The organism is Streptomyces griseus (assembly GCF_001715295.1).
Classification (GTDB): domain Bacteria; phylum Actinomycetota; class Actinomycetes; order Streptomycetales; family Streptomycetaceae; genus Streptomyces; species Streptomyces griseus_G.
Map to the genome: position 1 here is coordinate 377,931 of NZ_MDKB01000004.1, position 26,183 is coordinate 404,113.

The window sequence follows — 26,183 nt, forward strand, 5'->3', positions numbered from 1 at the left end:
GCCCACGGCGCAGAGAGACCGGGTGGACGGGATGGACCAGGTGAACGAGGTGAGTCGTACGCCCGCCTTCGCCCCCGACTCCCTGGTGCTCAACCGCAAACTGCCGCTGTGGTACCAGGTCTCGCAGTCGCTGCGGGCCTCCATACTGGGCCGCCCGCAGGACGCGTCGCCGCGGCTGCCCACCGAGGAGCAGCTCGCCGTGCACTACGGCGTCAGCGTCCTCACCATGCGCCAGGCACTCAAGGAGCTGGAGGCGGAGGGCCTGATCAGCAGGCACCGCAGGCGCGGCACGTTCATCGAGCCGCGCGCCCGGCGGGTGTCGCCGGTCCGGCTGCTGGGTTCGATCGACACGATCGTCGCCCAGCAGTCGGGCGAACTGACGACCGTGCTCGGCCACGGCCCGGCCCCCGTCCCTGGGGAGCTCGCCGAGTTCTTCCCGGACTGCCCCGAGGTGGTCAGCTACCGGCGGCTGCGCCGCGACGCGAGCACCGGCGAGCCCACCAACTGGGCGGAGAACGCCGTACGTCCGGAGACCGCGGCCCGCATCGACGTCACCGACCTCGAACGGTGGCCGATGACGAAGGTGCTGCGGGACGCCGTCGGGATACGGATCTCCCGGATCACGGACACCGTCGAGGCCCGCCTCGCCGATCCGGCCACGGCGGAGCTCCTCCAGGTGCCGCTGCTCAGCCCGATCCTGCACTGCACGGGCGTGACGTACGACGACGAGGGCCGGGTCGTCGACGTGGCGCGCATCCGCTACCGGGGGGACCGCTTCGCCTTCTCGGTGACGGTGGACGCGCACTGACGGACGCCCCGCCCACGGGACGGCACACGCGGGGCCCACGCTCAAAAGGCCGCACCAGGAGCCGCCCGCCCCACGGCGCACGCCGCCCGACGTCGTTACGATGCCCTGGGCGGCGGACGTGGCGACGGGGAGGACGACACGGTGGCAGCACGGGTGGTGGCCGGAGCCGGCGGGGACGGGGCCTGCCCACTGCTGGACGATCTCATGCCCTGGTCCGTACGGCCGCTGAGGCCGGGCCGCCCCTGGGTGACGGCCCCGGACGCCGGGTCGCTCCGCGCCCGCTGGGACGCGCTCGCACGTGCCGAAGGCGCCGAGCAGGAGCGCCTGTTCCGGCCGAGCCGCGCGCGTACGCCCCTGGCTCCGGCAGCCGCGCTGCCGGGCCGCACCACCGGGACGGGCGGGTTCGCCCGGGACCCCGGCCCGTACCCGGAGCCCGTACGGATCCTGCACGGTCCCTTCGACGCGCAGTGGATCGTCCCCGACCAGCGGCTGATCGACGCGGCCCGCCCGGAACTGTGGCGCGTGGCCGACGGGCACCAGCTCTTCGCCGTCGAGCACGGTGTCCTGCCGCGGGACACCGGGCCCGCGCTCTCCGTCACGGCGCTGCTGCCCGACGGTCACTCGCCCGCCGGCCGGCCCGGCCGGATCAGGCCCCTCTACCGGCGGCCCGGCGGCCGTGAGCCCAACCTCGCCCCGGGTCTGCTCGGTGTGCTGGGCTCCCGGTACGGCGAGGCCGGCGGCGCCGGTGCCGTGCTGGCCTGGATCCTCGCCACCGCCCGGCCCTCCCCCGCCGGGCCCGTCGTGCCGCTGCCCGCGGACGGCGCCCTGTGGGCGCGGGGTGTGGAGCTGGGCCGGGAACTGCTGCGGGTGCACCTGCGCGGGGCGCGCGGCGGGGAACGCCCGCGCCTCCCCGGGGGCCGCCGCCCCTACGTGCGGGCCGCGATCCCGGTGCGGCCGGCCGCGCCGGCCTACGACGCCGATGAGGAGACGCTCGTGCTCGGCGGGGGACGGATCTCACCCGTGCCGGCCGGGGCCTGGGAGTTCCGGGTGAACGGTGTGCGGATGCTGGAGCTCTGGTGCGAGCGCCGCACCCTGCGGGAGGGGGCGGAGGGTCTGGCGGCCCTGGGTCCGCGCGGCTGGCCGCGGGAGTGGACCTCGGAGCTGCTCGAACTCATCACCGTACTGGCCCTGCTCGACGAACTGCGGCCCCGGCAGGCGGCCTTGTGGGACGACCTCGACCGGGCGGACGCACTGACCCGGTACGACCTGCGCACGGCCGGGGTGCTGCCCGTTCCGGCGGCGGCACGGCGGCCGGCCTCGGTGCTGGACCACCACGAGGAGGGCCCGGAGGGGCAGTTCGCCCTGCTGTGAACCCCCCGGGCGCGCCCGGGGGCCGCCAGGGTCGAGGGGCCCGTCCGGGGCGGGCCAGGAGACGTCGCGGGGGACGTCCGGGGCGCGGCGCCGGCGACGCCCGTCGGCCGGTGCCGTCCGAACGCGTGACAGAGCCGCCCTGCGGACGGTATGCACGGGTCCCATGAGCAGCACTCAGCCCCTCCCCCTGGCCGGGATCACCGTGGTCGCCGTCGAGCAGGCCGTCGCCGCCCCGTTCGCCACCCGGCAGCTCGCCGACCTCGGCGCCAGAGTCGTCAAGATCGAGCGCCCGGACGGGGGCGACTTCGCACGCGGTTACGACACCGCCGCGGGCGGGCTCGCCTCCCACTTCGTCTGGTGCAACCGGGGGAAGGAGTCGGTGGCGGTCGACCTCAAGGACCCGCGCGGTCTGGACGTGGTGCGCCGGCTCGTCGCGGACGCCGACGTGTTCGTGCAGAACCTGGCGCAGGGGGCCGCCGCGCGGCTCGGGCTGGACGCAGCCGCCCTCTGCGCCGCGCACCCCCGGCTGGTCGCCGTGGACATCTCGGGGTACGGGGCGGACGGCCCGTACGCCCACCGGCGGGCCTACGACATGCTCGTCCAGTGCGAGGCGGGGCTGGTGTCCGTCACGGGGACCCCCGGGCAGCCGGTGAAGGCGGGCGTGCCCGCCGCGGACATCGCTGCGGGGATGTACGCGTTCTCCGGCGTGCTCGCCGCGCTGCTGCGGCGGGCCACCACCGGACACGGCGGGCCGGTCGAGATCTCCATGCTGGACGCGCTGGCCGAGTGGATGGGGCATCCGCTGCACCACGGGATGCACGGCGGCGAAGCCCCGGCGCGCACGGGCCTCGCCCACGCGGTCATCGCCCCGTACGACGCCTACCGCACGGCGGACGGACAGCGGCTGCTGCTCTCCGTGCAGAACGACCGGGAATGGCGCCGGCTCGCCGAACTGGTGCTGGAGCGGCCGGAACTGGCCGAGGACCCGGACTTCGCGACGAATGCCGCCCGGACGGCGAACCGTGCGCGGACCGACGCCGTGGTGGGCGCGGCTCTCGCCGCCCTCGAGAGCGGGGAGGCACGGGCCAGGCTGGACGCGGCGGGGATCGCCTGCGCCCGGCTGAACACGGTCGCGGACGTGGCGGCTCACCCGCAACTGGCCGCACGGGACCGGTGGCGGGAGGTGGCGACGCCGGCCGGGCCGCTGCGCGCGCTGCTGCCGCCGATCGTTCTGCCGGGCGGCGCGCCGGCGCCGATGGGTGCCGTACCGGCGCTGGGGGAACACACCGACGCAACGCTGCATGCCCTGGGGATGACGGGCGAGCAGACAGCAGCACTGCGCCGGGACGGAGTGATCGCTGGTCCGGCACCGAGCGGTGGGCCGGACCTGTGCTGACAGCCGTCGGTCAGTGGCGGCTGCCGAAGAGCGAGCGCCGCAGCCGTCGCAGCGGGGCGAAGAGCGAGACACGCGCGCTCCTGCTCCCACGGCTGTGCGCGGCGTCACGCGAAGTGAGCTCGAGCATCAGCAGCGTCGCTTCCGCGGACTCCCGCTGCGGGACGGCGGGTCCGCCCAGCACTGCGAGATGGCGGTCGAGCCGTGAACTGCTCGCGCTGCTCCCGCATGTGATGGCAGGCACACGCGGCCTGCTGCGCACCGTTATCTGTTCCATGTCACTCCCCACCCGTACGAGGGCACCCGGCCCGGGCAGGTTAACCCTATCGTCCCGCGCTGACACTCGTGTATCCCGCCCGCAGGATTGCACACACGTGCATGGAGGTTGACGGTCCGTTACCGAATTCGACCGGCTCCAGGGCCTGTTGGGCGGGACGGGCGGGCCCCCGGCCTGGACGCGGGCGCACGCCGGGACGTACGCCGGGACCGTGGAGGAGCCCCCTTGCCGAGGGGCTCCTCCCCGGTGGCCGTTCCGGGCCGGGCACGCCGGGCGGTGACCCGGTGGCGACGCGCGTAGACGCGCCGGGACGCACCGCGGGCAGGAACGGGGAGGTGCGGAGGCCTACGGTCAGGCTTTGGAGGAGAAGACCGGCAGATAGCCGCCCGACTGCCCGGCCGCGGTGGGGTGGTACGACTCGCCGATGTTCAGCCAGTTGACGCTGTGCAGCCACGCGCTGCCCGAGCAGATCTCGTGCCCGGTGAAGGTCTGGGTGACGTCGCCGAAGGCGAAGCCGTGGTCGGCGGCCCGCTTGGCGGTCGCCGCGTTGAGGTAGTCGGAGGCGCTGTTGATGGCGGCCCGTTCCGTCTCGCTCAGTCCGGCGATGCAGCCTCCGCCGAGCTGGTAGAAGCGGGGGTAGCCGAGGACGACGACGCGGGCGGCAGGCGCCTTGGCGCTGATCGCGGAGTACACCGAGTCCAGCCTGCCGGGCAGGGTGGAGTCGACGTAGGCGCGGGCGGTGGCGATCCGGCTCAGACAGGTGGACTCGGACTGGAGGACACAGGTGGTCATGACGTCGGCGAAGCCCGCGTCGTTGCCGCCGATGGAGATCGACACGAGGTCGGTCGAGGAGTTCAGCGGGCCGAGCTGACCGGCCGTGACGTCGCTCGTGACGGCCCCCGAGCACGCGGTGAAGGCGAACGAGGACGGGGCGTTGGCCGCCTTCCAGAGAACCGGGTAGGCGCGGGTGCTGCGCTTGCAGCCACCGCTCGCGGTGTCGTAACTGCCGGCTCCGACGCCGGAGGAGTACGAATCACCGAGCGCCACGTAGTCGACGCCCTGAACGGATTCGCCGGCACTGGCGACGCTCGCGCCGGTCAGTGCGAGGGCGACGCCGAGGAAGAGCGAGGACGAGAACGCCACGAGTCTGGACATTTTCATGAGACCTCCTTGGGCAGGATCTCTGCCTACTCTGTGGTAGCCCACCGGCGCGATTTCCGGAAGTGTTCATGCCAAGAACGTCCAACGAAGTTTCCGATACGGCAACCTGATGCCACATCAGATTTTCTGCCCTATGGGTGCAGAAGGGGCAGAGGGGCCCTCGCCCGCCAGTCGACCGTCACGGCACGGCTGCCGAAACCTGGGTGCACGGGCACCCGCCGTGCCGGATCATGGGCGCCATGTCTGCCAACCCCGAGTCCGCTCTCCCGATCCGGCTCACCGTGGACGACGGCGATTCGCCGTCCGATGTCGTGGACGCGCTGTTTCTCGGCCGCTTCACGACGGGCGAGCAGCCCTACTCGCACAGTCGCTCCCTCGACCGGGTGCGGCCGGGGGCGACCCTGCTGCCACCGGCGGCCACGGTGCTGCGGGCGGCCCGTGACGGCGACCGCAGTGCCACGCTCGCCGAGGGCGAGGGATGGACGCTGCTCGTCTCCCGGTGGAACCACGGGGCCGACGTCACCGTCACCGCGACCGGCGCCGAACTGGCGGAGAAGGTGCTGGCCGAGGCGACCGAGGGCGCGCAGGACGAACCGGAACCGCAGCCGGACAACGTGACGATGGGCTTCTGGTACGTCTCCCCGCGCCGCGGCCCGCACCGCACCACCCGGCAGATCGCCGCGGGCACCTGGGACGAGATCCGCGCCAACTACACCGCTCCGGTCGCCGACGCCATGGGCCGGCTGATGAAGGTGACCCCGGACGACATCGCGGGCCGGCTGCTTCTGCTGCACGGGCCTCCGGGCACCGGGAAGACCTCCGCCCTGCGCACGCTGGCCCGGTCCTGGCGCGACTGGTGCCAGGTCGACTGCGTGCTCGACCCGGAGCAGCTCTTCAACGACGTCGGCTATCTGATGGACATCGCCATCGGGGAGGACGACAGCTCGGCGAAGGGGCGGTGGCGGCTGCTGCTCCTGGAGGACTGCGACGAACTGATCCGCGGTGAGGCCAAGCACACGGCCGGTCAGGCGCTGTCCCGTCTGCTGAACCTGACGGACGGACTGCTGGGCCAGGGCCGCAAGGTACTGGTGGGTGTGACGACCAACGAGGACCTGGAGCGGCTGCACCCGGCGGTCGTCAGGCCCGGCCGCTGTCTCGCCCGCATCGAGGTGGGCTCGCTGACCCGCGCCGAGTCGGTGTCCTGGCTGGGCACCGAGGAGGGCATCGGCCGGGAGGGCGCGACCCTCGCGGAGCTGTACGCGCTGCGCCGGGGCAGCGGACCGGCCTCCGTGCCGAAGCAGGACGCGGGGGTGGACGCGGGGCTGTACCTCTGAGAGGGAGGCGCCCGGGCACAGCGGATCACGGACGGCCCGGAAGGCGAGCGAGAGCCGGAGGGCTACCGCGCGTACGCCGCGCGCACCGCGTCCTCGGCCAGGGCGAGCGCGTCCGCGCGGGAGACGCCCAGCCGCCGGGCCTGGTCGGCGTAATCCTGGGCGGCGGCCGCCGCGTTGCGGGCCGCGGCGTCACCGGCCGCCGCGACGAACGTGCCGTTGCGGCCCCGGGTCTCGATCACCCCGTCGGCCTCCAGCGCACGGTAGGCCTTGGCGACGGTGTTGGCGGCCAGGCCCAGCTCGCCGGCGAGGCCGCGTACGGTCGGGAGCCGGTAGCCGACGGGCAGCACACCGGAGCGCGCCTGCGCGGAGAGCTGGGCACGCAGCTGTTCGTACGGGGCGGTGGCGGAGTCCGGGTCAACGGTGATCGTCAGGGTCACGGCCCGATTCTCTCCCATCACCGGAAATTCGGAGGCGGCCGCCCCGCCCGCCCGCGTACCGTCCCCCGCATGACGGTGATCGTTCGAGACTTCCGCCCCGCCGACGCGGAGGCCTGGGTGCGGGTGCGGCGCGCCGCACTGCCCTACATGGTGACGACCGTGGACCAGGTCCTCGGCGACCTGGCCTGCGCCGGTCCGGCCATGCGGTACCGGCCGCTGGTGGCCGAGGAGGAGGGCGAGGTGATCGCGACGGCCCGGGTCGGCCTCGCCCACGAGAGCCCTCAGCCGGGCCTCGGTTTCTGCAACCCGTACACCCACCCGGACCGGACGGGGCGTGGGGCCGGTTCGCTGCTGGTGAGCGCGGCCGAGGAGTATCTGGCCGACGTCGGCGCCAGGAGCGTCCACACGTGGGTGCTCGACGAGCCGGCGAACCGGGCCTTCGCCGAGAAGCGCGGATACGTGGCGAGCCGGTCGGCGCACTTCCTCCACCTGGATCTGGCGCACGGCACGCTGCCCCCGCTCCAGGAGCCGCCACCGGGGACCGAGCTGCGCACCGGGGCCGACTTCGCGGACGACCCGCGCCCCCTGTTCGACGCGGATGCCGAGGTGACGGCCGACGAGCCGAGCGACACCCCGGCCGAGCTCTCCGACTACGAGGACTGGCTGACCTCCGTCTGGCGAAAGCCCGGCTTCGATCAGGAGCTCACCTCGGTCGTGACGGTGGACGGCGAGGTCGCGGCGTTCAGCGCGGCGCGGACCGACGGGTCGGCCCGATACTCCTCGGCCATGACCGGAACCCGCCGGGCCTTCCGCGGCCGCGGTCTTGCGAAACTGGCCAAGAACCACTCACTGCACCGGGCGCGGGCCGCCGGATACACGGACGCCTACACCGGGAACGACACGGGGAACGGTCCCATGCTGAGCGTCAACGCGTGGTTCGGCTACACCGTCTGTGCGACGGAGGTACGGCATGTCCGCCACCTCATCCGCTGAGCCGGGGCGCACGCTGACGGTCGCCCTGGTCAAGGCAGGCCGTGCGAAGATCCGTTACCCGGCCGAGCCGGTCCGCGACGACGGCACCCGCATCACCGTCCGGGCCCCGTGGGCGGCCCCCGGTGTCCGGGACTTCGGCTTCGTGCGGTTCGAGCCGGGGGACGTCCTCACCGAGCACTACTGGCGTGACCGCTGGTTCGCGGTGAAGGAGGTCCGCACGGGTGGCGGCGAACTGAAGGGCTGGTACTGCGACATCACCCGGCCCGCCGTCCTGTGCGGGGACGAGCTCCTCGTCGAGGACCTGGACCTCGACCTCTGGGTGGCGGCGGACGGCTCGGCCGTCCTGCGGCTGGACGAGGACGAGTTCGAGGAGAGCGGCCTCGCGGGCCGGGACCCGGCGGCGGCTCGGGCCGCCGTACGGGCACTGGACGAGCTCGAACACCTGGCCCGCACCGAGGGGCTGGCCGCACTCGTCGGATGACCGCGGTGCGTCCGGCCGCCTGCCACGGCGGTTCAGGGAGCGACCAGCTCCACCTCGTAACCGGCCGTGTTCTCCAGGTAGGCCGCGTAGTGCCCGCTGCCGCCGGCGTACGGATGGCGGTCGGGGAAGAGAAGCCGCCAGCCGTGGCCGGGGGCGCGTGCCACCAGCGCGTCGAGCGTGGCGCGGTCCCGGACGTGGAACGCCAGGTGGTTGAGCCCGGGGCGCAGCCGGTCGTGCGGGCCCCGCGCCAGGTCCGGTGACTGTTCGACCACGAGGTACGTGTCGCCGCGCCGCCAGCTGCGGCCGTGCGCCCAGCGCTGGTACGGGACGTGGCCCAGCTCGCCGAGCAGCCAGCCCCACTCCGCCTCGGCCTCGGCCAGGCCGGGCGCCCACAGCTCGATGTGGTGCACCCGGCCGGTGGGGACCGGGGCCGCGGGCAGCGGGACGGCCCGCCGCGGCCCGTCCGGTGTGTACCCGACGGAGTCGCCGTCCTCGTGCCAGTGGACCAGGAAGCGCTCCTCGGCGCGGTAGCCGTCGAGTCCGGCGCGGCAGTAGGCGACCATGTCGTCGGGCAGCGCGTCCAGCGGGAACCAGCCGAGCTCGGAGCACTTCTCCGGTTCGGCGTTGCGGGGCGGGCGGGCGGGGTCGTACTCCGCCTCGAAGAACCAGCCCATCCGGGGGTTGCCGCCGGGGCCCCGGTGCTGCATGACGAGGGCGACCCGGAGCTCGTCCGGGTCCAGGACGACGCCGATCTCCTCGGCCGTCTCCCGGATCATCGCCTCCCGGACGTCCTCGCCGTCCTCCGCGTGGCCGGAGGGGGCGTGGAGCAGTCCGTCCGCGTATCCGGTGCCCGCCCGCCGGGCGAGCAGTACCTCGGGGCCGCGGCGCAGGATCAGGTGGACGTCGACGACCTCGCTGTGCCGGCGCGCCGGTTCGGCGCGGGCGACCAGGGCGTACCGCTCGTCGTCGACCTCCCTGCCCCAGAGCCGGGCGTCGCCGGAGAGCGGTTCGTGGTGGATGCGCTCGGTGTACGGGGCGAGCAGGGCGGTGAGGCGGGCCGCCGGGAGTCCGACGCCGCCCCACATCCCTTCGACGAGGACCAGCCGCCCGCCCGGCCGCAGCAGCCCGAACCAGTGGCGCAGCGCGGCCGCGGGGTCGGGCAGCAGCCACACCACGTGCCGGGCGAGGACCACGTCGAACCGCTGTCCGCCGACGGGCGGCCGTCCGGCGTCGCCCACGAGGACCTCGGCGCCCGTCCCGGCGAGTTTGGCGCGCGCCCGTCCGGCCATGCGCGGCGACAGGTCCACGGCGGTGACCCGGTGTCCCTGGGCGGCGGCCAGCAGCGCGAGGCTGCCCGTGCCGCAGCCGAGGTCGAGGACCTCGGAGCGGACGGCGGGCAGCCAGGTCTCCATGCGCCGTGCCCAGGCACCGCGGACGGCCGGGTCGAGGAGCCCGTGGTCGGGCTCCTCGTCGAAGGAGTCGGCGGCGGCGTCCCAGTCGATCGTGGTCATGGCCCCCATCCTCCCAGCCGTCGCCGGCGCTCCGTCAGGCCCGCACCCGGGTGATCACCTTCTTCACCGGCGGCCAGAGGAGGATCAGCAGGACGATCACGTACACCGTCACGGAGAACGGTGTGTCGACCAGGCCGGTGACACTGCCGTCGCTGATCTGCAGCGCGCGCCGCAGCTGCTGTTCGGCGGCCGGGCCGAGGATGACGCCGATCACCGCGGGCAGCACCGGCAGCCCGTATCTGCGCATCCCGAACCCGAGTACCCCGATGACCAGCAGGATCACCAGGTCCAGGGCCTCCCCGCCGACCGCGTAGGCGCCGACGGCGGCGAAGAAGAGGATGCCCGCGTAGAGGTAGGGGCGCGGGATCCGCAGGAGCTTCGCCCACAGGGGGGCCAGCGGCAGGTTGAGGGCGAGCAGCAGCACCATGCCGACGAAGAGCGAGGCGATCAGACCCCAGACCAGATCCGGTTCGCGTTCGAACAGGAGGGGACCCGGCTGGATTCCGTACTGCTGGAAGGCGGCCAGCATCACGGCGGCGACGGCCGTGGTGGGCAGACCGAGGGTGAGCATGGAGACCAGGGTTCCGGCGGCGGAGGCGGAGGCCGCCGACTCGGGTCCCGCGACGCCCTCGATGGCGCCCTTGCCGAACTGGTCGCGGTGCTTGGAGAGCCGCTTCTCGGTGACGTACGAGAGGAAGGTGGGGATCTCCGCGCCGCCCGCCGGGATCGCCCCGAACGGGAAGCCGATGACGGGCCCGCGCAGCCAGGACTTCCAGGTGCGCCGGACGTCGGCCCTGCCGAGCCAGGGGCGGCCGACGGGGATCGGGGTGCCGGTGGAGCGGCGCAGGTGCGCGGCGACCCAGAGGGCTTCGCCGATGGCGAAGAGTCCGACCGCGACGATCACCACGTCGATGCCGTCGGCCAGTTGGAGCGAGCCGAAGGTCAGCCGCTGCTGGCCGGTCATCTGGTCCAGGCCGACGAGGCCGACGGTCAGGCCGATGAGCAGGGAGGCGAGACCGCGGATCCGGGAGGAGCCGAGGACGGAGGTGACGGCGATGAAGGCCAGCACCATGATGGCGAAGTAGTCCGGCGCGCCGATGTCGACGGCCAGCGAGGCGACGGTGGGGGCGAGGACGACCAGCAGGATCGTGCCGATCATGCCGCCGGTGAAGTGCCCGATGGCCGCGGCGGCGAGCGCCTGGGCACCGCGGCCGGCCTTCGCCATGGGGTTGCCCTCGATCGCGGCGACGACCGCGGCGCTCTCCCCGGGGGTGTTGAGGAGGATCGAGGTGGTGGAGCCGCCGAACATGGCGCCGTAGTAGATCCCGGCGAACATGATGAAGGCACCGGTCGGTTCGAGCCCGTACGTCACCGGGAGCAGAAGGGCGACGGCCATGGCGGGTCCGATGCCGGGAAGCACACCGATCGCCGTGCCGAGCAGGACGCCGAGCGCCGCCCAGAGGAGATTGACCGGGGTGAGTGCCGTGCCGAAGCCGTCGACGAGGGAGTTGAGGGAGTCCATCGGTCAGAGCACCCCCATCAGCGGGCCGCCCGGGAGGGGGACTCCGAGCAGGTTGTCGAAGACGAAGTAGGTCACCAGGGAGAGGCCGGCCGCGATGAGGGGGTCACGGTCGTGGTGGCGGCTGCCGAGCGCGTAGGCGGAACCCCAGAAGAGCAGGGCGCCGGCGATGGGGAAGCCGAGCGGTCCGATGAGGACGGCGAAGGCGAGGAAGACGCCGGTGAGCAGGGCGACGGTCCGCCCGTCGGCGGGTTCGGCGAGGTCGATGTCCTCACCGCCCTCCGCCTCGCCCCGGCCGCCGCGCAGGACGTCCACGGCGAGCAGCAGGGCCACGAGGACCAGGCCGGCTCCCACGACGGCCGGGACGGTCCTGGGGCCGACGGGTCCCCGCTGGGTGAGGTCGACGTCCATCGTGAGGGTGTCGGTGAGGACGAGGACGCCCAGGGCGAGCAGGAGGACGCAGACGCCGAGTTCGGAGTGGTCGCGCAGCCAGGAGCGCGCGGTGGTGGGCCGGGGTGGGGGGCCGGCGGTCTCGGTCGTCACAGTCCCAGCTCCTTGAGGACCGTGGTCACGCGGCGGTCCTGGGCGTCCAGGAAGCCGCCGAAGGCGTCACCGGTGAGGAAGGCGTCGTCCCAGCCGTTCTTCTTCATGGAGTCCTGCCACTCCTTCGAGTCGTGCAGTCGCGTCACGAGCGCGACAAGCTTGTCGCGTTCGGCGTCGGAGAGGCCGGGCGGGGCGACGATGCCGCGCCAGTTGGTGAAGTCGGTGTCGAGGCCGGCCTCGCGGAGGGTGGGGGCGTCGAGGCCCGGGACGCGCTCGGGGCCGGTGACGGCGAGGAGGCGCAGCTCGCCCGCCCTGATCTGGTCGAGGTACTCGCCGACCCCGGAGACGCCGAAGCCGACCTTGTCGCCGAGGATCGAGGCGAGGAGTTCGCCGCCGCCGTCGAAGGGGATGTAGTTGACCTGCTTGGGGGCGATCCCGGCGGCCTTCGCCATCAGCATGGGTGCCAGGTGGTCGGGCCCGCCGGGCGACGAGCCCCCGCCCACGGGGATCTTCCCGGGGTTCTTCTTCCAGGCGGTGAGCAGCTGGCCGATCGTCCGGTACGGGGAGTTCTTGGCGACGACGACGATGTCCTGCTCCTCGGTGAGCCGGGCTATCGGGGTGGTGTCGGCGAGGGAGGCGGGCGCCTTGTTGGTGTGGACGGCGCCCACCACACCGAGGCCCATGGACATGGCGAGCTTGCCGTTGCCGTGTTCGCCGACCAGCCGGGTGAGCCCGACGGTGCCGCCCGCGCCGGGCAGGTTGAACACCTCGATGCCGTGGGTGAGTCCGGCGTCCTCGGCGTTCTTCGCGGCGGTACGGGCGGTGATGTCGTAGCCGCCGCCGGGTGTGTTGGGGACCATGAAGCGGAGTCCGGGGATCTGCGTGCCGGTGTCGGATCCGCTGCCCGTGGAGAGCAGCGGCGGTCCCAGGACCACCAGCAGCGCCGCCCCGAACAGGGCGAGGGGAGTGCGCAGTCGCACCGGTGCCGCCTTTCGAGCCGAGCTGGACGTGTGTGAGGTGGCCCACATGTTGCCTGCGCGTCGACCAGCTGTCGCCGTTCCGGAACCAATGGACGTTGTGGTCCTTGTGGTCGCGGCCTACGGTGACCGGCGTGACGAAAGTGCTGGTGGTGGACGACGACTTCATGGTCGCGAAACTGCACAGCCGCTATGTGTCCGCGATGGACGGGTTTACGGTCGTCGGCGTGGCCCACAGCGGCGCCGAAGCCCTGCGCGCGGCCCGCCGGCTCCGCCCCGACCTGGTGCTGCTCGACATCTACCTGCCCGACATGAACGGCATCGACGTACTGCGGGAGCTGCGCGCGGCGGAGGCGCGGGACGGGGACGCGCACAGCGCGGACGCCCTCTTCATCACGGCCGCCCGGGACGCCGGGGTGGTCAGGGCGGCCCTGCGGGCCGGCGCCCTGCACTACCTGATCAAGCCGTTCGACCGGACCGCGCTCCAGGAGCAGCTGCACCACGTGGCCTCGCTGCGCCATCGCCTGGACGCGCTCGACGAGGCCAGGCAGGAGGACGTGGACCGCATCTTCGGCACCCGCCCCCCGGGCTCGCGGGAGCTCCCCAAGGGCTTGGCGGCGCACACCGCCGACCTGGTGGAGCGGGTCCTGCGTGAGCACCCGGACGGCCTGTCGGCATCCGAGTGCGCGGAGGCGGGCACCCTGTCCCGGGTCAGCGCGCGCCGCTACCTGGAGTACTTCGCGGAGACCGGCCGGGCCGAGGTCTCGCTGCGCTACGGAGGGACGGGCCGACCGGAGCGCCGCTACCGCGCGGTGTCCTGAGCCGCTCACCGCCGTACGGAAGTAGTCGTGCTCCCCTGCCGGTTCGGGCCCGGTGGTGTGCCGCGTGCGCGCAAGGACGTCGGCTCCCGCCGGTGTCGTCGCACGTTCCGTGCTCCGTCGGCAGCTGTCCGGACACGGCGGGGCTACGCCGGCCGCCCTGATGCCCGGCACGGGAGCCCGGGAGGCGCGGTCGGCGTCCGCCGCCGGGAACCGGACCGCCGTCCCGGGGTCCGCCGCCTTCGGGCCGGGGCGGCGGCCCCGCGACCCGGTGGGCCGGCCCCGGGCCGCCGGCTCACCGGGACCCGGCGGCCCGGCCCGGTGGGGCCGTCCCTTCTCAGCCGACGACCGACGCGCAGGTCGTCGGGGTGGCGTGCGCCGGGTCGAGCGCGTTCTCCACCTCGTGGAAGGCGATGCGGTCGACGGTCCCGATGGCCACGTGCTCGGAGAGGTCGACGGCACACAGGTTCTGCAGCAGGACGTTGCGTACGTTCGGCCCGTCGAGGTACTGCGTGCGGTAAGGGGTCACGACCTCGTCGTACCGGGTCGCGATGACGGTGTAGCGGACGCCGGGCACGGTGTCGCCGCCCGCGTTGAGCTTCGTGAGGAACGCCGAGCCGGCGACCTGGTCGGCGAGGCCGGGGGTGTTCATGGTGAGGAGGTCCGCGGCTCCGGGGAAGTAGGGCAGCAGCCCGGTGAGGCCGAGGAGCGTGGTGCCGTGGTTGTCGGGCGCTATCCCGACGAGGGCGTTCACCTTGTCGGCGCCGCCGAGGAACTTGAGGTAGTAGCGGGGCATCATGCCACCCTGGGAGTGGCCGACGAGGTCGGCCTTCGGGGCGCCGGTGGCGTCGAGCACCTTGTCGACGAAGACGTCGAGCTGTCCGGCGGACCTGTCGATCGGGCCGAGGCCGTGGAACAGCGGCACCCCGGGGAGCTGGCCGTAGTCGAGCGAGAAGACGCAGTAGCCCCGGTTGACGAGGTAGGGCGCGAGGACCAGCCAGTTGTCGACCGAGTTGCCGAAGGTGCCGTGGACCAGGACGACGGGGCGGGGGTGGGCCGCGGAGGGCTTGCAGGAGTAGTCGTTCCAGCCGCGGGAGGGGGCGGCCTCCGTCGCGGTCGCGGTCGCCGTGGGGGCGGCGACGAGCGCGGTGAGGGTGAGGAGCAGTGCGGCGAGCGTGCGGCGGGCGCGTGGGGCGCTCGGGGTACGGAACCAGGGCAGCATCGAGTGATCTCCTCGCGGGTCGGGGGAGGTGTGAGGGGGTGCGCCCTGCGGTCCGGACCACAGCGGGATACACGCGCTTAACGTGCTCATGCCAAGTTACGCACGAGTAAGGTGGCAGGGGAAGTTACGCGTCGGTAAAGAATTCGCGGAGCCGCCGGGTCAGGCAGCCAGCCGTCCCGGCTTCACGGCGTGCGGGCCGAACCTCGCCCGCAGTTCGTCGGAGACCGCCTCGATGCGCCGCGCCCGCTCGTCCACCGGGTCGAAGGTGAGCTGGTGCGAGGCCCGTTCGGCGTCCTGGAGCCCCTCCGCGCGCAGCGCCATCCCCCGCACCCGCGCCCGCTGCAGCCCGAACGAGTCCTGGATCCGGTAGGCCAGCGCGGTGAGGTCGGCCGAGTGGGCGGTGGGCTCACGGAGCGTACGGCTGCGGGTGAGCGTCGAGTAGCCGGTCCGGTCGGCGTACCGCACGGAGACCGCGAGCGACCGGCACACCTGGCCCTCACCGCGCAGCCTGGCCCCCAGTTCCTCGGTGAGCGAGAGGAGGGCGCGGCGGTGCTGCTCCGGGTCCAGTTCGTCGCGCGGGAAGGAGCGTTCGGCGGCGACGGACCGGGCGGCGGCGTTCGGCACCACCTGCGTACGGTCGATGCCGTTCGCCCGCTCCCACAGCTCGCGCCCGGTGCGCACCCCGGTGATCCGCTGCAGGGTGGCGAGCGGCGCGGCGGCGATCCGGCCGATGGAGTCGAGCCCGTAACCGCACAGGGTGCGCGCGGTCGCCGCCCCGACGCCGTCCAGCGCGGCCGCGGGCTTGTTCCCGAGGAAGCCGGCCGCCCCTCCGGCGGGCACCACGAAGGTCGTCCCGGGCGCCGCCTGCCGCGCCGCCATCCTGGCCAGCATCGGGTTCGGGGCCGCCCCGACGGCACAGTCCACACCGTGCAGGGCGAGCGCGCGGACCCGGATCACCGAGGCCAGACCCGCCGCGTCCTGCCCGAAGTAGCGCAGGGAGCCGCCGATGTCGGCCAGTGCCCCGTCGGGGGGCGCCGCCTCCACGACCGGGGTGAACGCCCCGAGCAGGGCGAGCAGCCCCTCGTACGCGGCGCTGTCCGGCGGCCCGCCGCCGATCCGGCGGAACCGCAGGCTCAGGACCGTCGGCTGTCCGCTCATCCCGCACTCCCCTGGCTCCGGTGCCACAGCTTCCGCCCGGTGGGCGCGCCTTCACCGGCCGGCCGGAGGTCGGCCCAGGGGTTCATCTCGTACCCGGTGGGCAACTGGATGCGGCGGCCGGGCGCCTCCGCCTCCTCCGCCTCCTGCTCGGCGGCGGGTGCCTCCGCCAGCCGTGCCGCGACCGCGTCGAGTCCGCCGCTGCGCCGCAGTTCGGCCAGCTCCGCCAGGTTCCAGGCCGCCGCTCCCACCACGCTCATGCTGCGCGGGCCGCGCCGCTGGACCACACCCCGCACCAGCAGCAGCCAGGAGTGGAAGACGGTGTGCGCGCAGGCGGCGTGGCTGTCCTCGAAGAAGGCCAGGTCCACCAGGCCCGTACCGTCGTCCAGAGTGGTGAACACGACCCGGCGGCCGGAACGGATCGGCGGGGTCTGGGTGGCCACCTTGGCGCCCGCGACCAGGACGGTCTCGCCGTGCCGGGCCTCGCGGAGCCGTTTGGCGGAGAGCGCCCCGAGCTCCTCCAGGAAGGCCTGGTGATCGCTCATCAGATGGCGTGACACATCCATGCTGAGGACGCCGAGTTCGGCGCTGAGGCGTTCGGCGTCGTTGAGGTCGGGCAGGCCGACGGTGCCGGTCCGGTGCCCGTCGCCGAGCGGGAGCTGGGCTCCGCCGGCCCCGGGCCCTCTCTGGGCGCGGTGGAGTTCGGACAGGTGCAGCAGCAGGTCCCGGCGGTTGGCGCCGAAGGCGTCCAACGCGCCTACCTGGGCCAGGCGTTCGGCGGCCGGCTTCCCGGGCCTGGCCCGCTGCCAGAAGTCGAGCAGGGAGGCGTAGGGCTGCCCCGCCTCGATCCGGGCGACCTCCGCCTCACTGATGCCGTGGACGTCCGAGAGAGCCAGCCGCAATCCCCATTTCTCCCCATGATCACCAGACACCAGTTCGATTCGGTGAACCGCCGCGGACCGGTTCACGTCCAGCGGCAGCACCGGGACCCCGCGCCGTCGCGCGTCCGCGAGCAGCAGCCGCTTCGGGTACATCCCGGGGTCGTGCGTGAGCAGCCCGGCGTAGAAGGCCGCCGGGTGGTGCGCCTTGAGCCACGCCGACTGGTAGGTCGGTACGGCGAAGGCGACCGCGTGCGCCTTGCAGAAGCCGTAACTGCCGAACGCCTCGATGATCTCCCAGGTCCGGGCGATCACCTCGGTGTCGTACTTCCTCTCAGCCGCCCGGGCCGCGAACCAGGTCCTGATCCGGCCCTGCGCCTCGGGGTCGGAGAGCCCGCGGCGCACCCGGTCGGCCTCGCCCCGGCCGCAGCCGGTCATGATGTCCACCATCTCGATGATCTGTTCGTGGAAGACGACGACGCCGTAGGTGCCGCGCAGTGCTTCCTCGAGGTCGGGGTGCGGGTAGCGGACGGGGGCGCGGCCGTGCCTGGCCTCGATGAACGGCCGCACCATGTCGGCGGCGACGGGGCCGGGGCGGAACAGGGAGATGTCGACCACCAGGTCGTGGAAGGTGGAGGGCTGGAGCCTGCCGACCAGGTCGCGCTGGCCGGGCGACTCGATCTGGAAGCAGCCCAGCGTCTCGGCACTGCTGATCAGCCGGTACGTCTCCGGGTCACCGGGCGGCACCGCCTCCAGGTCGACCTCCTCGCCCGACGCCCGCTTCACCTCGGTGACCGCGTGTGCCATCGCCGACTGCATCCGCACACCGAGCACGTCGAGCTTGAGCAGCCCGAGGTGCTCCACGTCGTCCTTGTCGAACTGCGCCATCGGGAAGCCCTCGCCGCTGGTGGGCACGACCGGCGTGCGCCGCAGCAGCGAGTCGTCCGAGAGCAGCACTCCGCACGGGTGCATGGCAATGCCGCGCGGCAGCGCGTCCAGCCCCTCGACCAGCTCCCAGAGCCGGCCGTACCGCTCCTTCCGGGCGGCCACGGCACGCAGTTCGGGCAGCTCCTCCATCGCGGCACGGGCGTCCCTGGCCCGGATGTGCGGGAAGGCCTTGGCCAGCCGGTCGATCTCTGCCGGGTCCATGGAGAGCGCGGCCCCGACGTCCCGGATGGCGTGGCGCACCCGGTAGGTCTCGGGCATGGAGACGGTCGCGACCCGCTCGGCGCCGAAGCGTCCGATGATCGCGCGGTAGACGTCCAGGCGGCGGGCCGACTCGACGTCGATGTCGATGTCGGGCAGCACGAAGCGCCGCTTGGACAGGAAGCGCTCCATCAGCAGCCCGTGTGCGACGGGGTCGGCGTGCGCGATCCCCAGGAGGTGGTTGACCAGGGAACCGGCGCCCGACCCGCGCGCGGCGACCCGGACACCCATCCCCTTCACGTCGTCGACGACCTGAGCGACCGTCAGGAAGTAGGAGGCGAAGCCGTGGTGGGCGATGATGTCCAGCTCGTGGTGCATCCGTTCCCAGTATTCGCGCCTGCGGTCGAGCCCGCGCAGCACCATGCCCGCGGCGGCCCGGGAGGCCAGCACCCGCTGGGCGGTGCGCCGCTCCGCGCCGACGAGGTGCGGTTCGGGGAAGTGGACGCTGCCCAGACCCAGGTCGTCCGCGGGGTCGACGCGGCAGGCTTCGGCGGTGCGCCGGGTCTCCGCGAGCAGCCGCTCCCCCGCACCCGGACCGAGTCCGGCGGCGGAGGTGACGCGCTCGGCGGTCTCCCGCATCGCACGGGCGTCCTTGAGCCAGCGCTCCCCACTGTCGAGGGGGGATCGGCGCGGGTCGACGGGGACGAGCCTGCGGGCCGAGTCGAGGACGTCGGCGACGGGACCCTGCCCCGGGTCGGCGTACCGGACGGCGTTGGTCAGCACGGCCCGCACCCCCTGCTCGGCGGCGAAGCCGACGGTACGGGCGGCGAGCCTCGTCGAGCCGGGTCCGGTGCCCTGGCGGCCGTGGTGGACGGCTTCGAGGCGCAGGCCGTCGCCGTAGACCTCACGCCAGGGGGCGAGCAGCGCGGCCGCCCGGTCGGGCCGGCCGGCGGCCAGGGCCGCGCCGACCTCGGAGGCGGGTCCGAGCAGCACGGTGAGCCCCTCCGCGGGCAGGGCGGACCGGTCGAGCAGGGGCTGCCCGTACTCCGCCGCCCGGGCGTGGGCGGCCGTGACCAGGCGGCACAGCTCGGCCCAGCCGCGTGCGCCGTCCCTGGCGAGGAAGGTGACCCGGGGTGCGGATTCGTCGACGAAGGCGCCACCGCGTACGGGGGTGCGCGTCCGGTGGGTACGCCCGCCCGCCCCCGCGGGAGGCGCCACCGCGAGTTCCACCCCGAAGAGCGGCCGGATGCCGGCCTTCTCACAGGCCCTGGCGAAGCGGACCGTGCCCGCGAGGCTGTCGCGGTCGGTCAGCGCGAGCGCGTCCATCCCCCGCTCCGCGGCACGCGCGGCCAGCCGCTCCGGGTGCGAGGCCCCGTACCGCAGGGAGAAACCCGAAACGGTGTGCAGATGCGTGAAGCCTGACACCCGCACCTCCTGGACCGATCTGTTCTCACCACCCCCTCGCTCTCCACCATAGACCAAGTTTCGAACGTTCGTACGATAACCGGAGCGCGGTCACCTCGCCCGCTCCCAGCAGGGGTCCCGGATCCGCCATTCGGCCCGGCCCGCCTGCGCGGACGCCGGGCTGCCCGGACTGTGGACGCATGACTTTCGCTGATGAGGTGAAGAACGCCGTCACCGCACGGGCCGCCCTGCTCGTCATCGGCGTGCTCGCGCTGCAACTGCTGTTCATCGCGTCCTACGTGGGCGCGCTGCACCGGCCCGACCCGACGGACGTCCCCTTCGGGGTCGTCGCCCCGCAGCAGGTGTCCGGGGAACTCGTCACCCGGCTGGACGACCTGCCCGGCGGCCCCCTGGATCCCCGTACGGTCACCGACGCGGCCGAGGCCCGCCGGCAGATCGAGAACCGGGAACTCGACGGCGCCCTGGTCGTCAGCCCCACCGGCACCGAGGACACCGTGCTCGTCGCCTCCGGCGGCGGCACGGTTCTGGCCACCACCCTGGTCAAGATCGTCAAGGAGGCGGAGGCGTCCCAGCGGCGCACGGTGCGCGCGGTGGACGTCGCCCCGGCCTCACCGGACGACTTCGACGGGCTCTCGTCGTTCTACCTGGTCGTGGGCTGGTGCGTGGGCGGCTACCTCTGCGCCTCGATCCTGGCGATCAGCGCGGGCGCCAAACCGGCCAACCGGGAGCGCGCCCTGATCCGGACCGGGGTCATGGCGCTGTACTCGATCGCGGGCGGGATCGGCGGCGCGGTCGTCATCGGGCCGATCCTCGGCGCACTGCCGGGCAGCGTGTGGGGGCTGGCAGGCCTGGGCGCACTGGTCGTCTTCGCGGTCGGCATGATCACCCTCGCCCTGCAGGCGCTCACCGGCATCGTCGGCATCGGCCTCGCCGTCCTGCTGATCGTGATCGCGGGCAACCCGAGCGCGGGTGGCGCCTTCCCGCTGCCGATGCTGCCGGACTTCTGGCGGGCGATCGGTCCGGCCCTCCCACCCGGCGCGGGCACCTGGGTCGCCCGCTCGATCGCCTACTTCCACGGCAACGCGGTCACCGGCCCCCTGCTGGTGCTCTCCGCCTGGGCGGTCGTCGGCACCGCCCTGACCCTCCTCCTGGCGATGCGCCGCCGAAGCTCCGAAGCAGCCCGGGAGACGACGGCCCCGGGCGGCTCGACCGTCGTCTGAGACCCGGCGCCCGGGAGCGCGGCGGCCACGGTTCGCCGCCGCCGCGCGGGCCGGCACCGCCACGGCTCACCCCCGCCCCCGCCGCGTCGCCCGCAGATCCGGCGCACCGGGGCGCCCAGTACGTCGACCGGCCACGCTCCCCCTCGCGACCTCCCCACCCTTCACACTTCGCACATGCCGCACCGACGGCCTTGGCCTTGCATCCGCGCCTCCAGGACGTGAGCACTCGATAGAGTGATCGCTTCTGCAATCGGCGAAGCGAGCAAGGGGGACCCATGTCGTTCGAAGAGGAATGGGCGCAGCGGAAGGACGAGGTGGCCGAGCGCCACTCGACGCAGACGCGGCTGAACCAGCTCCCGGGCGACCAGGGGCCCACGGGGCGTCCGCCCCTGCTGGGCAGCAGCCAGTCGCCGGACCTGGCCACCACGCCCGCCAAGAAGAAGAAGGCGGCGAACAGCATCGAGAACAACATCGAGCCCGGCACCAGGACCGCCGCCGACGCCGCCGACGAATCCGTCCGCGCCGCCATCACCGAGTTCAAGGGCTGGGAAACGGCCTCCGGGCTCAAGAAGGCACACGAGCACTGGGACGAGCAGGTCAAGCGGCTGATGGGGCGCCTCGGCCGGGAGAAGGCGGCACTCCGCAACACGGCGATCATGTTCAGCAACAACGACCTGGAGACCGAGGCGGGTTTCGCCCCGGTGAAGTCCAAGGTGTCGGGTATCTAGGGGGAACCGGTGCCGACGTACGAAGAGATCACGCAGACGGAGCTGTCCGCGCTCACCACCGCGGCGGACGGCTGGAAGACGATGGCGGGCAAGTTCAAGACGCTCGAGGACCTGTACGAGGACGACGTACAGAGCATCTCCAAGGGACAGCTCTGGACGGGTGAGAGCGCCTCCGTCTCCTCCACGAACTTCGCTCTGACGCGCAGCGAGTACGACGCCGCACAAAAAGAGGCGAAAGCGATGGAGTCGCTCCTTCGCGACGCCCACGGCCAGCTCACCGAGCTGATCGGCCGGGTCAGGTCCGCGGTGGCGGAGGCCGAGAAGGCGGGGATGAAGGTCTCGACCCAGGGCGTCGCGAGTTACGACTTCAGCAAGGTCGACGCGAAGACGAAGTACAGCATCCAGCACGACCCGGACCTTCCGGACGTGGAGCGTTCCTACACCCGGAAGATCGCCGACGCGGTCAAGGTCGTGACCGAATACGACCACGACATCAAGGTGGCTCTGCTGCAGGCGTCGGGGGCCGACAAGTCGGGGCTCTTCGGGTTCAACGCGAAGCCGGTCAACGACGTGGAGGCCGTCGAGGCGCTCAACCTCACGGAGAAGGTCCGTTCCGGTAAGGCTTCCGAGAAGGAGCTGGAGCACTACCGGGACATCATGAAGGAAAACGCCCAGGACAAGCATTTCGGCGAGGCGTACATCGACGGGCTCGGCGCGAAGGGCACCTTGGACCTGGCCGACAAGATGGAGCTGGCGGCCAACGAGCGAGGCGTCTCGAAGGAGGACAAGAAGCTCTACGACTCGATCAACACCAGCCTGGCCGACACCGTGGCCTCCGGCACGAAGGATCCGACCGGCTACGCGTACAAGCCCTTCGTCGAGGGGCTCAAGGACGCCGGTACGGAGAACATCGGGGACAACCTGCGGCCGGTGAACGGCTACCAGACCGCGGTCACCCTCATGCAGCACGGCAGCGGGTACGGGAAGCAGTTCCTCAACGACGTCGCGGACGACATCATCGACGCCGAGAAGAAGAACCCGAACGTCTGGCTGCACCACGTCGACGCCCAGCGCCCCACCCTGGCGAACGACCCGCTGGACGGCATCCTCGGCATCATGGCGAAGGACCCGGACTCGGCCACCTACTTCCTCGACCCGGAGGCCGGGGGAAACAAGAACGACCACCTGAAATACCTGCTGACGGACCGCAAGGAATGGCCCGACGAGTACTTCTCCGGACCCGGCGCGGTCATCGACGTCGAGGACACCGGCAAGGCCACGGGCCTGGGAGCAGCCATCCAGGCGGCCACCACCGGGCACGCACCGGGAGAGAAGCTGGGCGAGGCGGGCCCCCACACCGAGGGCCAGGCGCGCGTCATGCACCACACCATCCGCTACCTGGACAGCGAGATGGGCGGGGACGAGTTCCCCGAGGACCTGAAGAACCTGCAGCAGCCGATGGCCAAGGCCATGGCGGACTACGTCTCCGACACGCACATCATCCTCGGCGGTCAGGAATCGAATTACGGGGGCATCGCCGGCAAGGACTCCATCCACGGAACCGGCGACAAGGCACACATCGCCGTGGGCCAGGGAAGCCTCATCCGGGTCATGCGGGGCATCTCGGACGACGCACCATCGTATTCGCTGTTGTACGAAGCGGAACGCGCTTACTCGGCCGAGGTACTGGCGGATGCAGAGGATTTCAAGGGCGACAGCAAACACGGAGCCAGTTCGGACTGGAACCACCGCACGCATCAGATCGGTACGGCGATGGGGGCCATCAACGGCATTGGGGCCGATGTCTACCAGGACAAGGAGGACGACAAGGTCGAATGGGCAGAGGATACCGCCGAATACTCAGCCATCGGGGCAAATGGCCTCATAGGTGAAATTCCCATCGTGGGCACCGCGGGTGGCGCACTGATCGATTCGGTCAAGTACGACTGGACCAAGAATGTCGTCGAGGAGGCCGAGGACCAGGGCAAGCAGGATTCCAGCAACAACTACGGTCGGGGCATGGATGGAACCAATCGCCTGATCGACGCATGGGGCGAGCAGAGGGGAATCAGTGATGGTGGGCCATTCAACGAGGCGAAGGACGACGCGGCCAATGGGTACACCATCGGCAGAGATGCCGCACGAGCACACCTCTGAGATCCAAACGTCGAACCGGTCGGGGAGGCGCTTGGCGGTCACCGCACTAGCCCTTATCTCGCTCGCCGCATCCGCGTGCACAACAGAGCCCGAGGCCGCACCCGAGGCGAAGTTCTGTGACGTACCCGCTTCCTCCTCCGAAGGGAAAGCTGTACGCGATGTGCTCAAGGCGGACGAACTCAAGTCCACTATCTTCGCGGAGACGTCGGACCTGGTCGAAGGTATGCGGGAACGGCTGCAGGAGGACAAGCCGACACTGCCTCAGGCCACCTGTTCGTTCGCCCCACGGAACACCGTCAGCTCCAAGAGGCTGCGCATCGAGTTCTCCTGGGTTCCACGGAACCCGGAAGCGAGCCACAGGAACGAACTTCCGGGCCCGCTCAGCCACTACGACGTGAACGGCGCCGCCGGGGAAGCCAACGACATCAGCTCCCACCTCAGAGTCGAGTGCGTACTGCCGGGCGCTGACAAGGAGACGTCGAAGCAGATCCTGCTCCAGGGAGAAGCCTCCAACACCCTGCTCGTGGGAACCGAGGTCCGGCAGAAGACGATCGACCAGCAGATCACCTTCCTCTACCTCATGACCCGCCGAGCCACCGAGGCCCTCGGCTGTGAGAACGACCCACTGGCGAAGAAGCCCGTGGTCAAGCCGTCGTCCCCGCCCGCCGCTTAACCGGGCGGAAGCCGCCCACCCCCACGGCGGGGGCGGGCCTCACCCGCCCGTTCCGCTCGCACGGGCGAACCGGCATCGGCCCACCGCCGCCGTTGCCCACTCGACGAGTGGCCGTCCAGGCGCCCCCGGTACTGTCTGCTCGTTCGAAACGAGCCCCGGGCCGGGGGCTGCGAGTGGGAGGGGCGTCATGGGCGGTACGGAATCGGGATCGGGATCCGTCGACAGCGGCTGGAAGCTGAACGGCGAAGAGGGCGGGAGACTCGCCGGCCGGTGGTGGAAGTGGGCCATGTCCGCACCCGAGGGGCGGAGCCCGGTCGAGGACACCACGGGCGAGCACGCGGCGGTGAACCAGCCGGACGACCTGTGGTTCCTGGCCGGCACCTACGGCGGCCGGGTGGAACGGCGCTGCGCGATCCCCTCGGACCGGCCGGTCTTCTTCCCGGTGCTCAACATGCAGCACTCCAGGTCGTATTCGAGGGTTCCCCTGTCCATGGAGGTCGCGGAGGCCACGGCCTCGCTCAACGGCATTCCGCTGCCACTGCGGGAGTTCACCGCCCCGTTCCGGACAGGACTGACCCAGCGCTACGCGTGGGGCATATGGGGTGGCATGGCACCACTGCTGCCCGGCCAGTACGTACTGGAGATCAGGGCGCGGGCCACGAACGGTTTCTGGGTCGACACGACGTATCACCTGGAGTCGGAGGGGCGGTAACGGCGGCCGGGTGGGGAGCGGCGACCGGTGATGGACGGCGGCCGGGTGGGGGCCGCGGCGACCGGTTGCCGGGCAGGGGACGGCCGGCCCGGCCGCTCCGGGTGTCGCGCGAGCCCGCGGCGAACGGGCCCGCCACCCGACAGCGAACCGAACCTTTGGCAGCTACCTGACGAAGCCCTGGGCATGGCAGGTACATGGCTTCATTCTGGAGCGGCCTCGCGAGACCGGCGAGGAGTACGGCCGGCACAACCCCCTTATTTCTTCCTCCGGAGGTTGCTCATGCGTCGCCGCTTCACCGTCCCGCTCGCCGCAGTCACCCTGTCGCTCCCGCTCGCCCTGATCCCCGCCGCGTCCGCGTCGGCGGTCCCGTCGGACAAACTGCAGGTCCTCAGCTCCTGGACCCAGACGAGCGCCTCCAGCTACAGCGCCTGGAACACCGCCCGCAACAACCAGAGCGCCTGGGCCGCGTACGGCTTCAACTGGACGACGGACTACTGCAGCACCTCGCCCGACAACCCGTTCGGCTTCCCCTTCCAGAAGGCCTGCGCCCGGCACGACTTCGGCTACCGCAACTACAAGGCCGTGGGCCTGTTCTCCGCGAACAAGTCCCGCATCGACTCGGCCTTCTACGCGGACCTTAAGCGCGTGTGCGCCCGCTACACCGGCAGCCAGCTGGAGGCGTGCAACACCACGGCATGGACCTACTACAAGGCGGTGGACATCTTCGGCATCGCCCCGGCCGAGGCGAACACCGCCGGACTCTCCCGAGCCGCCTGACCCACGCCGGTCCGCCCGACCCGGGCCGCCGACGGCGGCCCGGGTACCCGGAACCCGGCAGATACTCGACCGCCGCCTGCCCCGCCGCGGCGTCCGACCGCAGCACCGGAACCGACGTTCGGTACGATCCGCGGGATCTTGACACCGGGGAGGGCCCATGGCCGAGGGCAGCAGTACCGCAGACACCGAACGCCTCGACGACGGCGTGGAGGTTGCCCGGCATGCCGACGGCACCCTGGACGAACGGACCGGCGCCCACCTGTCGTTCCGGCCCCGGCCCGCGGACACCCTGGTCGGCCTGCGGGTCCGCGGGCGGATCAAGCGGACCGGGCTGCTTCTGCGCACGGTCTTCCTCGCCCTGTGGGTGGGGCAGTGGGTGCACACCCAAGACCGCGACGGCGCGCGCTCAGCACTGGCGCCCAAGCCGGCGATGGTGCCATCACCGCTCACGCCATTGGTCGACGAGT

At 72.3% G+C, this 26,183-nt stretch carries 24 protein-coding genes; 14 read left to right on the forward strand and 10 right to left on the reverse strand.

Going from position 1 to position 26,183, the window contains the following annotated elements:
* Window positions 1-31 precede the first annotated feature (31 nt).
* From BA175_RS23290 to BA175_RS23300, 3 genes are all read left to right on the forward strand, one after another.
* On the forward strand, window positions 32-808 hold the full coding sequence (locus BA175_RS23290; protein WP_254667947.1) for a GntR family transcriptional regulator: 777 nt from the start codon (window positions 32-34) through the stop codon (window positions 806-808).
* 141 nt (window positions 809-949) lie between these two features.
* Window positions 950-2,179 carry a type ISP restriction/modification enzyme gene (locus tag BA175_RS23295; protein WP_069173444.1) on the forward strand — a complete coding sequence of 410 codons (1,230 nt, stop codon included), beginning with the start codon at window positions 950-952 and terminating at the stop codon, window positions 2,177-2,179.
* A 163-nt stretch (window positions 2,180-2,342) separates the two neighbouring features.
* Window positions 2,343-3,575 (forward strand): CaiB/BaiF CoA transferase family protein, encoded by a 1,233-nt coding sequence (locus BA175_RS23300; RefSeq protein WP_069173445.1) that lies wholly within the window; start codon window positions 2,343-2,345, stop codon window positions 3,573-3,575.
* A 10-nt stretch (window positions 3,576-3,585) separates the two neighbouring features.
* Here BA175_RS23300 and BA175_RS23305 read toward each other — a convergent pair whose 3' ends face one another.
* Window positions 3,586-3,849, reverse strand: a complete 264-nt coding sequence (locus BA175_RS23305; protein ID WP_079159743.1) for a hypothetical protein — start codon at window positions 3,847-3,849, stop codon at window positions 3,586-3,588.
* A gap of 351 nt (window positions 3,850-4,200) precedes the next feature.
* Window positions 4,201-5,010 (reverse strand): SGNH/GDSL hydrolase family protein, encoded by an 810-nt coding sequence (locus BA175_RS23310; protein WP_069173446.1) that lies wholly within the window; start codon window positions 5,008-5,010, stop codon window positions 4,201-4,203.
* A gap of 239 nt (window positions 5,011-5,249) precedes the next feature.
* Between BA175_RS23310 and BA175_RS23315 the strand changes: the two genes are divergently transcribed.
* Window positions 5,250-6,344, forward strand: coding sequence for a DUF5925 domain-containing protein (locus tag BA175_RS23315; protein ID WP_069173447.1), 1,095 nt, complete (start codon window positions 5,250-5,252; stop codon window positions 6,342-6,344).
* Between the two features lie 62 nt (window positions 6,345-6,406).
* Here the strand turns inward: BA175_RS23315 and BA175_RS23320 are convergent, their stop codons facing one another.
* The gene (locus tag BA175_RS23320) at window positions 6,407-6,781 is read right to left on the reverse strand and encodes a GntR family transcriptional regulator (protein ID WP_069173448.1); all 375 of its coding nucleotides are present in this window, start codon (window positions 6,779-6,781) and stop codon (window positions 6,407-6,409) included.
* Window positions 6,782-6,850: 69 nt separating this feature from the next.
* On the opposite strand from BA175_RS23320, the gene BA175_RS23325 reads away from it, so the two are divergent.
* Window positions 6,851-7,774, forward strand: coding sequence for a GNAT family N-acetyltransferase (locus BA175_RS23325; protein WP_069173449.1), 924 nt, complete (start codon window positions 6,851-6,853; stop codon window positions 7,772-7,774).
* Window positions 7,752-8,255, forward strand: a complete 504-nt coding sequence (locus tag BA175_RS23330) for a DUF402 domain-containing protein (RefSeq protein ID WP_069173450.1) — start codon at window positions 7,752-7,754, stop codon at window positions 8,253-8,255. The genes BA175_RS23325 and BA175_RS23330 overlap by 23 nt, the downstream gene beginning before the upstream one ends.
* Window positions 8,256-8,287: 32 nt before the next feature.
* Here the strand turns inward: BA175_RS23330 and BA175_RS23335 are convergent, their stop codons facing one another.
* The 4 genes from BA175_RS23335 to BA175_RS23350 are packed head-to-tail and all read right to left on the reverse strand — an operon-like array spanning window position 8,288 to window position 12,808.
* Entirely contained in the window at window positions 8,288-9,766 is a 1,479-nt protein-coding gene (locus BA175_RS23335) for a trifunctional class I SAM-dependent methyltransferase/NUDIX hydrolase/VOC family protein (RefSeq protein ID WP_079159745.1), read from the reverse strand.
* A gap of 34 nt (window positions 9,767-9,800) precedes the next feature.
* Window positions 9,801-11,288 (reverse strand): tripartite tricarboxylate transporter permease, encoded by a 1,488-nt coding sequence (locus BA175_RS23340; RefSeq protein WP_069173451.1) that lies wholly within the window; start codon window positions 11,286-11,288, stop codon window positions 9,801-9,803.
* Window positions 11,289-11,291: 3 nt separating this feature from the next.
* A complete protein-coding gene (locus BA175_RS23345) occupies window positions 11,292-11,828 on the reverse strand; it encodes a tripartite tricarboxylate transporter TctB family protein (protein WP_069173452.1) in 537 nt (178 codons plus the stop codon).
* Window positions 11,825-12,808 (reverse strand): Bug family tripartite tricarboxylate transporter substrate binding protein, encoded by a 984-nt coding sequence (locus tag BA175_RS23350; protein ID WP_069173453.1) that lies wholly within the window; start codon window positions 12,806-12,808, stop codon window positions 11,825-11,827. Before BA175_RS23350 ends, BA175_RS23345 begins: the two co-directional genes overlap by 4 nt.
* 131 nt (window positions 12,809-12,939) lie before the next feature.
* Between BA175_RS23350 and BA175_RS23355 the strand changes: the two genes are divergently transcribed.
* Window positions 12,940-13,626 (forward strand): response regulator, encoded by a 687-nt coding sequence (locus BA175_RS23355; RefSeq protein ID WP_079159746.1) that lies wholly within the window; start codon window positions 12,940-12,942, stop codon window positions 13,624-13,626.
* Between the two features lie 334 nt (window positions 13,627-13,960).
* Here BA175_RS23355 and BA175_RS23360 read toward each other — a convergent pair whose 3' ends face one another.
* The 3 genes from BA175_RS23360 to BA175_RS23370 form a co-directional block, all read right to left on the reverse strand.
* Window positions 13,961-14,845 carry an esterase/lipase family protein gene (locus BA175_RS23360; RefSeq protein ID WP_069173454.1) on the reverse strand — a complete coding sequence of 295 codons (885 nt, stop codon included), beginning with the start codon at window positions 14,843-14,845 and terminating at the stop codon, window positions 13,961-13,963.
* 159 nt (window positions 14,846-15,004) lie between these two features.
* The gene (locus tag BA175_RS23365; RefSeq protein WP_069173455.1) at window positions 15,005-16,003 is read right to left on the reverse strand and encodes a DNA polymerase Y family protein; all 999 of its coding nucleotides are present in this window, start codon (window positions 16,001-16,003) and stop codon (window positions 15,005-15,007) included.
* Complete coding sequence (locus tag BA175_RS23370; protein WP_069173456.1) at window positions 16,000-19,449, reverse strand: DNA polymerase III subunit alpha; 3,450 nt, start codon at window positions 19,447-19,449, stop codon at window positions 16,000-16,002. The genes BA175_RS23365 and BA175_RS23370 overlap by 4 nt, the downstream gene beginning before the upstream one ends.
* Window positions 19,450-19,628: 179 nt before the next feature.
* On the opposite strand from BA175_RS23370, the gene BA175_RS23375 reads away from it, so the two are divergent.
* The 7 genes from BA175_RS23375 to BA175_RS31255 all read left to right on the forward strand — a co-directional run.
* Complete coding sequence (locus BA175_RS23375; protein WP_069173457.1) at window positions 19,629-20,669, forward strand: DUF3533 domain-containing protein; 1,041 nt, start codon at window positions 19,629-19,631, stop codon at window positions 20,667-20,669.
* A 275-nt stretch (window positions 20,670-20,944) separates the two neighbouring features.
* Complete coding sequence (locus BA175_RS23380) at window positions 20,945-21,397, forward strand: hypothetical protein (RefSeq protein WP_069173458.1); 453 nt, start codon at window positions 20,945-20,947, stop codon at window positions 21,395-21,397.
* Window positions 21,398-21,406: 9 nt separating this feature from the next.
* A complete protein-coding gene (locus BA175_RS23385; protein WP_069173459.1) occupies window positions 21,407-23,554 on the forward strand; it encodes a hypothetical protein in 2,148 nt (715 codons plus the stop codon).
* 160 nt (window positions 23,555-23,714) lie between these two features.
* A complete protein-coding gene (locus BA175_RS23390) occupies window positions 23,715-24,227 on the forward strand; it encodes a hypothetical protein (RefSeq protein WP_069173460.1) in 513 nt (170 codons plus the stop codon).
* 187 nt (window positions 24,228-24,414) lie between these two features.
* Window positions 24,415-24,939 carry a hypothetical protein gene (locus BA175_RS31895; protein ID WP_069173461.1) on the forward strand — a complete coding sequence of 175 codons (525 nt, stop codon included), beginning with the start codon at window positions 24,415-24,417 and terminating at the stop codon, window positions 24,937-24,939.
* Between the two features lie 279 nt (window positions 24,940-25,218).
* A complete protein-coding gene (locus tag BA175_RS23400; protein WP_069173462.1) occupies window positions 25,219-25,716 on the forward strand; it encodes a phospholipase in 498 nt (165 codons plus the stop codon).
* A 157-nt stretch (window positions 25,717-25,873) separates the two neighbouring features.
* Window positions 25,874-26,183 (forward strand): hypothetical protein (locus BA175_RS31255; protein WP_175420901.1); only part of this gene is annotated, 310 nt, incomplete at its 3' end.